This is a genomic window from Streptomyces sp. SM1, from assembly GCF_002910825.1.
GTDB lineage: Bacteria > Actinomycetota > Actinomycetes > Streptomycetales > Streptomycetaceae > Streptomyces > Streptomyces okerensis.
Map to the genome: position 1 here is coordinate 1 of NZ_NEUB01000540.1, position 7,794 is coordinate 7,794.

Annotated in this window: 9 protein-coding genes; 4 read left to right on the plus strand and 5 right to left on the minus strand. The window is 73.0% G+C overall.

The features are described 5' to 3' along the window. The first annotated feature begins 85 nt into the window (after positions 1–85). Complete coding sequence (locus B9S61_RS13110; protein WP_103542415.1) at positions 86–973, plus strand: serine hydrolase; 888 nt, start codon at positions 86–88, stop codon at positions 971–973. A gap of 132 nt (positions 974–1,105) precedes the next feature. Here the strand turns inward: B9S61_RS13110 and B9S61_RS13115 are convergent, their stop codons facing one another. Together B9S61_RS13115 and B9S61_RS13120 are read right to left on the minus strand one after the other, a co-directional pair. Next, entirely contained in the window at positions 1,106–1,309 is a 204-nt protein-coding gene (locus tag B9S61_RS13115; protein ID WP_004985680.1) for a cold-shock protein, read from the minus strand. Positions 1,310–1,551: 242 nt separating this feature from the next. Continuing rightward, positions 1,552–1,932, minus strand: coding sequence for a MerR family transcriptional regulator (locus B9S61_RS13120; RefSeq protein ID WP_103542421.1), 381 nt, complete (start codon positions 1,930–1,932; stop codon positions 1,552–1,554). Between the two features lie 979 nt (positions 1,933–2,911). Between B9S61_RS13120 and B9S61_RS13135 the strand changes: the two genes are divergently transcribed. Beyond that, positions 2,912–3,283: a DUF6479 family protein gene (locus B9S61_RS13135; RefSeq protein ID WP_103542417.1), complete on the plus strand. Its 372-nt coding sequence runs from the start codon at positions 2,912–2,914 to the stop codon at positions 3,281–3,283. A gap of 14 nt (positions 3,284–3,297) precedes the next feature. Here the strand turns inward: B9S61_RS13135 and B9S61_RS13140 are convergent, their stop codons facing one another. Beyond that, positions 3,298–5,001 carry a glycoside hydrolase family 13 protein gene (locus B9S61_RS13140; protein WP_103542418.1) on the minus strand — a complete coding sequence of 568 codons (1,704 nt, stop codon included), beginning with the start codon at positions 4,999–5,001 and terminating at the stop codon, positions 3,298–3,300. Between the two features lie 344 nt (positions 5,002–5,345). Between B9S61_RS13140 and B9S61_RS13145 the strand changes: the two genes are divergently transcribed. Both B9S61_RS13145 and B9S61_RS13150 read left to right on the plus strand, forming a co-directional pair. Further along, on the plus strand, positions 5,346–5,837 hold the full coding sequence (locus B9S61_RS13145; protein ID WP_258039642.1) for a copper chaperone PCu(A)C: 492 nt from the start codon (positions 5,346–5,348) through the stop codon (positions 5,835–5,837). 152 nt (positions 5,838–5,989) lie between these two features. Further along, positions 5,990–6,817, plus strand: coding sequence for a hypothetical protein (locus B9S61_RS13150; protein ID WP_103542419.1), 828 nt, complete (start codon positions 5,990–5,992; stop codon positions 6,815–6,817). Positions 6,818–6,874: 57 nt separating this feature from the next. On the opposite strand, the gene B9S61_RS13155 is transcribed toward B9S61_RS13150, so the two are convergent. Together B9S61_RS13155 and B9S61_RS13160 are read right to left on the minus strand one after the other, a co-directional pair. Then, on the minus strand, positions 6,875–7,150 hold the full coding sequence (locus B9S61_RS13155; protein ID WP_103542420.1) for a hypothetical protein: 276 nt from the start codon (positions 7,148–7,150) through the stop codon (positions 6,875–6,877). A 24-nt stretch (positions 7,151–7,174) separates the two neighbouring features. Beyond that, a partial coding sequence (locus B9S61_RS13160) for a GAF and ANTAR domain-containing protein (protein WP_103542422.1) occupies positions 7,175–7,794 on the minus strand: 620 nt, incomplete at its 5' end.

A 7,794-nucleotide genomic window follows, 5' to 3' on the forward strand; every position in this document is an offset into this window, starting at 1 on the left:
CACACGCGCTGCGCACCACCGCCGGCGCGGTCCCCGACGCGCCCTCCCGTCCCCTGCACCTGCGCCCGGCATCGGAGTACTGGCTGTGACCGACGCCGTCGCCCGCATTCACGCGGCCTTCGCCGACGCCGGGGTCACCGGCCGGCTGCACGCCCTCGACATCGACTCCGGCGGGCAGCTCGACGCCGGGGCGGACCAGCCGGTTCCCACGGCCAGTGTCCACAAGCTGTGTGTCCTGGTCGCGCTGCACGAACAGGCCGCGGCGGGCCTGCTGGACCTCACCGAGCGGGTCGAATGCCCGCCCGTCGGGCGCACCCCCGGCCCCACCGGCGTCGCCGCCATGCTGGACGCGGCCCGGCTCTCCCTGCGCGATCTGGCGTATCTGATGATGGCGGTCAGCGACAACGCCGCCGCCGATCTGCTGCTGCGCCGGGTGGGTCTGGACGCCGTGAACGCGACCACGGCCCGGCTCGGACTTCCGCGGACGCTCGCCGTCCACTCCTTCGGTGACCTGCTCGCCACCGTCAGGGAGGACGCCGGTCCGGACGGCGCCCGCGCACTCGCCGACCCGCGTGTCATCACCCGGCTGCGGGCACTGGACCCCGCCCGCACGAACCGCAGCACCCCGCGCGAGATGACCCGGCTGCTGGCCGCGGTGTGGCGGGACGAGGCCTGTACGCCGGAACACGGCGCCGCGATGCGGCGGATCATGGGGCTCCAGGTGTGGCCGCACCGGCTGGCCTCCGGTTTTCCGTTCGACGACGTCCATGTCGCCGGGAAGACCGGCAGTCTGCCGACCCTGCGCAACGAGGTGGGAGTCGTCGAGTACCCGGACGGCGGCCGCTACGCCGTCGCCGTGTTCACCCGTACCGCGCACACCGCCGCCACCCTGCCGGTGGCGGACACGGTGATCGGGACGGCGGCGAGGATCGCGGTGGACGCGCTGCGGGCGGCACGGCTGCGGTCACGCTGACCCGTACGCGCGTCGCCGGGGCCGGTACGCGCGTCGTCCGGGCGAAATGCAGGTGAATAGGCAGGTACAAAACAAAGAAGCAGGGACCCGCACCGAAGTGCGGGCCCCTGCTCCTGAATGCCTGCGTGCAGGTCAGGCGGGAACGATGTTCTCCGCCTGCGGGCCCTTCTGGCCCTGGGTGACGTCGAAGGTCACCTTCTGGCCTTCCTGGAGCTCGCGGAAGCCCGAGGTGGCGATGTTCGAGTAGTGGGCGAACACGTCAGCGCCGCCGCCGTCCTGCTCGATGAAGCCGAAGCCCTTTTCCGAGTTGAACCACTTCACCGTACCGGTGGCCATATCAAATCTCCTGAGACAGTGTCGGGAACTCGCACTTTACGAATCCCTACATCGTCGCGATGATCACCTGCCCGGAGAACCGGTAGCAAACTGGCAACCACAACTGCAACTGACGTCAGCCTAGCACGATCCATATCCGCGGCAAGCGAGGAAAATCACTGGAATAAAACCCCGATGGCGTGTTTAGAGAAAGACATTTTCCCTAGCGGGAGCGGAAATACTGTTCCGGCGGGAACAGATTTTCACCGGCGCCCCGGGAGCGCGCCCGCCTCGCCCCGGCGCAGCTCCTCGTTGGCCCGTTCGGCCCGCTCCAACTGCTCCTCGAGGCTGACGATGCGGCACGCGGCGTCGACCGGGGTGCCCTGGTCGACCAGCTCGCGGACCCGGGCGGCCAGCCTCAGCTGATGGCGCGAGTAGCGGCGGTGACCGCCCCCGGAACGCGCCGGGGTGATCAGCCGGGCCTCGCCCAGCGCCCGGAGGAACGCGGGTGCGGCTCCGATCAGTTCCGCGGCCCTGCCCATGGTGTAGGCCGGGAAGTGGTCGTCGTCGAGCCGGTCGGCGACGGGGAGCCGGTCCTGGTCCGGCTGCCGGCCGCCGGCGTACGGCCGGCTCTCCGGAGACATGCGCACCTTTCCGCGGACCACCACGGTCACGGCCCGCCACGGGGACGGGTTCCCCGCGGGGGAACTCTAGTCGCCTCGGCGGAAAAACTGTCACGGCGGCAACAGATGTCCTGCCGACCACGCCCGCGGAGGAAACGCCGGGGCACCACGAAGGCCTCCCTGGAAGGTGCCAGGCGTCGGGCGTGGCGGCCGCGCCGAGGGGCGGAACGGCGCGGCCGAGGGCGGCCAGGGCGGACAGGAGGTCCTCCGCGGTGGCGTCGGGGCGCACGACTCCCTGGTCACGGGCCCGGCCGAGCAGGATGTCCGCGGTCCGGCGGCGGTGGGCGTGCACGGCCCGGAGGACCTCGACGTCCGGCAGACGGGTGGTCATGAGGTCGCTGGTGCCCCGGTCGGCCGCCAGGGTGACGAACACGGCGCGGAGACAGCCACTGGGCCGCCCAGGCGTCCGGCGCGGTCCGGGCCTGCTCGCCGGCCGTCATGGTGCCCGCGTCAGCTGGTCGCGGAAGACGGACGGCGTAGTGGCCCGCAGCCGCAGGCCGCTTGCCCTGCTCCGACCCGGACACCGTCGCCGGCGACGTACATGGGGCCGGCTCCCCATGTACCGGGTGGCGCGGGCAGCCGGCCCAGGGAGGCCGTGGCGCCGGCGGCCGGGCCGGGCGCTGCGGAGGCTGCCCGTACGGGGGCGGAGGGGCGGTCCGCCGAGGCGCCGGAGGTGGGGGCGCCGGTTTGGGAGTGCCGGTTTGGGACTGCGGCGGGGGCGGGGTGGATACGGGAAGGCCGGGGGCGGGCCCCGAGCTGCACACATGGGGACGCGACGGCCCGTCCCGGCCTTCCCGCTGGTCCCGCAATCTGCCATGGCGCGGGGGCGGCCGCCCGCCGGAGCGGGCCGAACGAGGACACCGGCGCCCGCTCTCCGGCCCCACCGGGGATTCGGGTATATCGGGAGCTTTATCTCATTTCCTCGTCCATACTCGGAAGTATGAGCACCGCAACGTATGAACTTCTGGCCGTCAGTCAGCAGGTCTGGAACGTGGCCGCGGCCTTCATCGGCGGGCTGATCGTGGCCGGCGCGCTGATCTGGGCCGTACGTGTCGGGATGCGGGTCATGGACCAGGAGTCCCCCCGCCCCACCCCCGAGCAACAGCCGAAGCTGCCCGAGGGCGGCGCGGTCCGCGAGACGCGGGAGATGCGGGAGCCGGACGAGATGCCGCGGGTGGGGAGGACGGGATCCCGGCTCATGCCCTACGAGATCCATCATTCCGGTTCCAGGACCGGCGAGGACCAGAAGCGCAAGCGCTGGCTGCCCGGGTCCAGCGGTGCCTTCGGCAGCGGAGGCCCGGGGCACGTCTGAGGGGCGTGGCCCGTTCAGTGGCCGAGCCACGCTGTCGTGTCGGGGCCCAGACGGCCGTCCTGGAGGGGTGCGCTGGTCAGGAGGACCTCGCCGGCCGGGAGGGTGACGGGGTCGGGGGACAGGTTGGCCACACAGCGCCAGCCGTCGCCGCGGTCGAACTGCAGGACCCCGGCCGGGGTCTCCTCCGCCCAGGTCAGCGACTCGCCGTCCAGCAGTTTGCGGCGCAGCCGCAGGGCCGTGCGGTACAGCTCCAGGGTCGAGCCCTCCACCCCGTCCTGTGCCTCGACGGCGTACGCGGCGAAGGCCGGCGGCTGCGGCAGCCACGCACCGGCCGCCCCGAAGCCGTACGACGGTCCGGTGGTCGTCCACGGCAGTGGCACCCGGCATCCGTCGCGGCCCTTGCGGACGTGCCCCGTCTGTTCCCAGATCGGGTCCTGGAGGACCTCGGTGGGCAGGTCGGCGACCTCGGGCAGGCCGAGTTCCTCGCCCTGGTACACGTACGCCGAGCCGGGGAGGGCCAGCATCAGCAGGGTGGCGGCGCGGGCGCGGCGCAGTCCGGCGTCCGGGTCGACGGCGGGGGCGTGGCCGCCGGACAGCAGCCAGGCGTTGTCGTCGGTGCCCGGCGGGAGCACCAGCCGGGTGGCGTGCCGGATCACGTCGTGGTTGGAGAGCACCCAGGTCGCCGAGGCGCCGGCCGCGTGCGCGGTCGCGAGGGAGCCGGTGATGACCTGGCGCAGCGCCGCCGCGTCCCACGGAGTCTGCAGGTACTCGAAGTTGAAGGCCTGCCCCAGTTCGTCCGGGCGGGCGTACAGGGCGCGCCGGGCGTCGGGGACCCAGGCCTCGGCGACGGCCGTCCGGGGTGGCGAGTAGGCGTCGAGGATCTTGCGCCAGTCGCGGTAGATCTCGTGCACCTCGTCGCGGTCGTAGAAGGGGTGGGTGCCGGGCGGGAAGCCGGCGAGGGCGGCCTCACCGCCCGACGTGTGGGCACCGAGGTCGCGCAGCGGCTCGCTCAGGTCCTTGGCGAGGGCGTGCGCCACGTCGATCCGGAAGCCGTCCACACCGCGGTCGGACCAGAACCGCAGGGTGGCACGGTGGTCGTCGCGGACGTCCCTGTGACCCCAGTCGAGGTCGGGCTGCTCGGCGGCGAAGAGATGCAGGTACCACTGCCCGTCCGGGACCCGCTGCCAGGCACTGCCGCCGAACACGGACTGCCAGTCGGTGGGCGGCAGTCCGCCCCGCTCGCCCCGGCCGTCCCGGAAGACGTAGCGGTCGCGGGCCGGTGAGCCGGGGCCGGCGCGCAGCGCTTCCTGGAACCAGACGTGCCGGTGGGAGGTGTGGTTGGGGACGATGTCGACGATGACCTTCAGGCCGAGCCGGTGCGCCTCGCGGACGAGGGCGTCGAAGTCGTCGAGCGTGCCCAGGCGGGGGTCGACGTCGCGCGGGTCGGCGACGTCGTACCCGCCGTCGGCGAGCTCGGACGGGTAGAACGGGCTCAGCCACAGGGCGTCCACGCCCAGGGTGGCGAGGTGGGTGAGGCGGCGGGTGACGCCGCGCAGGTCACCGAGTCCGTCGCCGTCGGCGTCGGCGAAGCTGCGGGGGTACACCTGATAGACGACGGCCTGCCGCCACCAGTCGGGGTTCCGGGAGGAGAGGTCGGGCGTGGCATCGGGTGCGGGGTGCGGCGGCCGGGCGTCGGGCGCGATGGGGCGGTCGGTCACACGGTCTCCTCTGGGTGTGGTGTGTGCGGGCGACAGCGGGAATCTGTCCACACCAACCTAAGAGCGAACACGCGGATTGAACGGAATCATCCATCCCCGAATACTTCCGCCCTGTTTGCCCCCGTCATCCGGGGCTACCCCGTGCGGAGGACGCCAGGCCGTCCGGCCGACGAGAGGAACACGGGATCATGGCTCTCCCCCCGCACGCTACGCGCCCGGAACGGTCTGGCGGCAGGAGCGCTCGCCGTCACCCTCGCCCTGGCGGGGAGCGGATGCGGAGCGGACGACGACTTCTCCCCCCGGACTGGGACGCACCGGGTCAGAACGCCCGTGTCGGGGACCTCATGATCCGGTACGCGCACCTGGCCGAACTGACGGGCGGGCCGTGGCGGCCCGGGGACGACGTCCCGGCGTACGTATGGCTCTACAACAAGGGCGGCGGGCGCGATCGGCTGGTGGACGCGAGTTCGCCGATGGCCGCGTCCGTCGACATCGTCGACTCCGACGGCAAGCGGCTGCCGAACCGTGTGGAACTGCCCGAGAACGACCTGGTCGAGCTGGAGCCGGGCAAGAACCACCTGATCCTGCGGAACGTGCGCGAGGTGATCAGGGGCGGCGGCGCCACCGAGATCACCCTGCGGTTCCAGGACGCGGGCCGGCCACCTTCGGCATTCAGGCACAGCCGCCCGTCCACGACGAGAGCCCGGTTCCGAAGCAGTGACCCGGCCGTCCCCGGTGACCGGCCGGGTCGCGTTCGACCGTCACCAGGTACGACCGTCGCCAGGTACGACCGGGGCCGGGTGAGGCCGGGGCCGGGTAGAGCCGGGGCCGGGTAGAGCCGGGTGGAGCCGGGGGGAGCCGGGGGGGCTGAGGTTCCGGCCCGGCGGCTCACCCGGACGGCTCGCCGCGCTGGTGGCGTGACCGGCCCGGTGGTGCCGTAAGAGCACGTCCGCTCGTGGACGGCCCGGTTCCCCCAGGAGGCACCCCGATGACCCATGCCCCGGCCGCCGCCCGCGCCCTCCTCGTCTCCGTGCTGTCGGTGACGGCCCTGCTCACCACCGCGGGGTGCATGGCCGACGGCCGGGACGTTCCCCGCCCCCTGCCCGAGGGCGTCTCGCAGCCTCCTCCGCCGCCCGAGTCGCCGACCGCCACCGCGTCCGCCGCCGCCTCCGCCTCCGAGCGGCCGGCCGCGCCGTCCCCGCCCGCACTGAGCGAGGCACAGTTGCGGGAGGCGCTGATCACGGAGACGGACCTGGGAGAGCCCTGGATGACCAGCCGGGGCGCGGCGACGTGGCGGGACGGGCTGCTCAAGGCGACCACCGGCCACGCCGACTGCCGCCGCCTCCTGGACGTCCTCTACACGGAGGAGCTGTTCGGCCCCCCGGCGGGCCCGCGCGCCACGGCCACCCTCGACGACACCTACAACGACGCCCAACTGCGGTACCAGGTCGCCGCGTACCGCCCGGCCGACGTGGACCGTGTCCTGAACTGGCTGGGCACCCTTCCCGAGAAGTGCGAACGCTTCGAGGCGACGACCACCCGGGCCGGCACCCAGCTCGTCGAGGTGACCCGGCTTCCGCTCCCGGAAGCGGGCGACGCGCGGGCCGGGCTGCGCCTGCGGATGACCGGGAAGGCCTCCGACGGAGTACCGACCGCGCTCACCGTGGACCTCGCGGCGGTCCGCGTCGGCGAGGACACCCTCACCCTCACCAACGGAGGCTTCGGCGCGGTCCTCCCGGAGGTCACCCAGGCCGTCACTCAACTCGGCGCGGACCGCCTGGCAGGGATCGGCCGCCAGGGCCGGGTACGGGTCTGAACGGCACGGTCGCCGGGTCCCGGGCCCCGGGGTACCAGGACTACAGGGCGCGGGAGTTCAGGACAGGCGGTCCACCGCCTGCTTGGCCTCCAGGAGATCCGTGCCCATGGACTCGCGGTACAGCTTGACCGCCTGGACCTGCTTGCCCTGGCGGACGAGGCTGACGATCTCGTCCATTCTCGGGACCTCCTCCTCGATTCCCAAGTGGCCGAGCACCAGGTCGAGTTTGCGCTCGATGCGGGCGGCACGGCGTTCGGACCGGGAGAAGTGCGTCTGGAGCGTCATCGTTGCGAGGAGCACGACGCAGATGAGCGCGAGGATGGCTATGTCCATGGCAACCAAGGGTAAGTGCCCTGGTCAGGGCGTCTCGAAGCGTCGGCGGTGGAAGACGACGTCCAGGGCCACCTCGAGGGCGGTGCGGCCGTGCGCGAAGGCGTCGCCTCGCAGCCGGGCCAGGGCCTCGTCCGCGCCGATGCCGAGCTGGACCATGATCATGCCGACGGCCTGGTGAACGCGATCGTGGTCGGCGGCCAGCCCGCTGAGCCAGGGTTCCTCTCCGTCGGGAAGGCCGTACGGCAGGTCCATCAGCGCCACCGTCATGACCCCGGCGACGAGCCGGGCCGTGCGGAGCTGGTGGGTGGTGAGCCCGCCGGGCGTGTCGCGGTACAGGTCGAGGGTGCCGACGCACGTGGTGTCACTGCCGAGTGGCAGTGCGTAGACGGCCCGGACGCCGGCGCCGAGCGCCTGCTGCGCGAAGACGGGCCAGCGCTGGACGCAGTCGGCGGCGGCGAGGTCGAGGGCGAGCACGGGACGGCCGGTCTGCAGCACGTTCCGGCAGGGGCCGTCGCCCAACGTCGCCTGGAGCTGGCCGAGATGTGCGGCGTACGGGCTGGAGGCGGCGAGTTGTGCGGGCAGGCCGTCGCCGCGCAGCGACACGCTCGCGCCGTCCACCGGCAGCAGGGAGACGGCCACCGCGC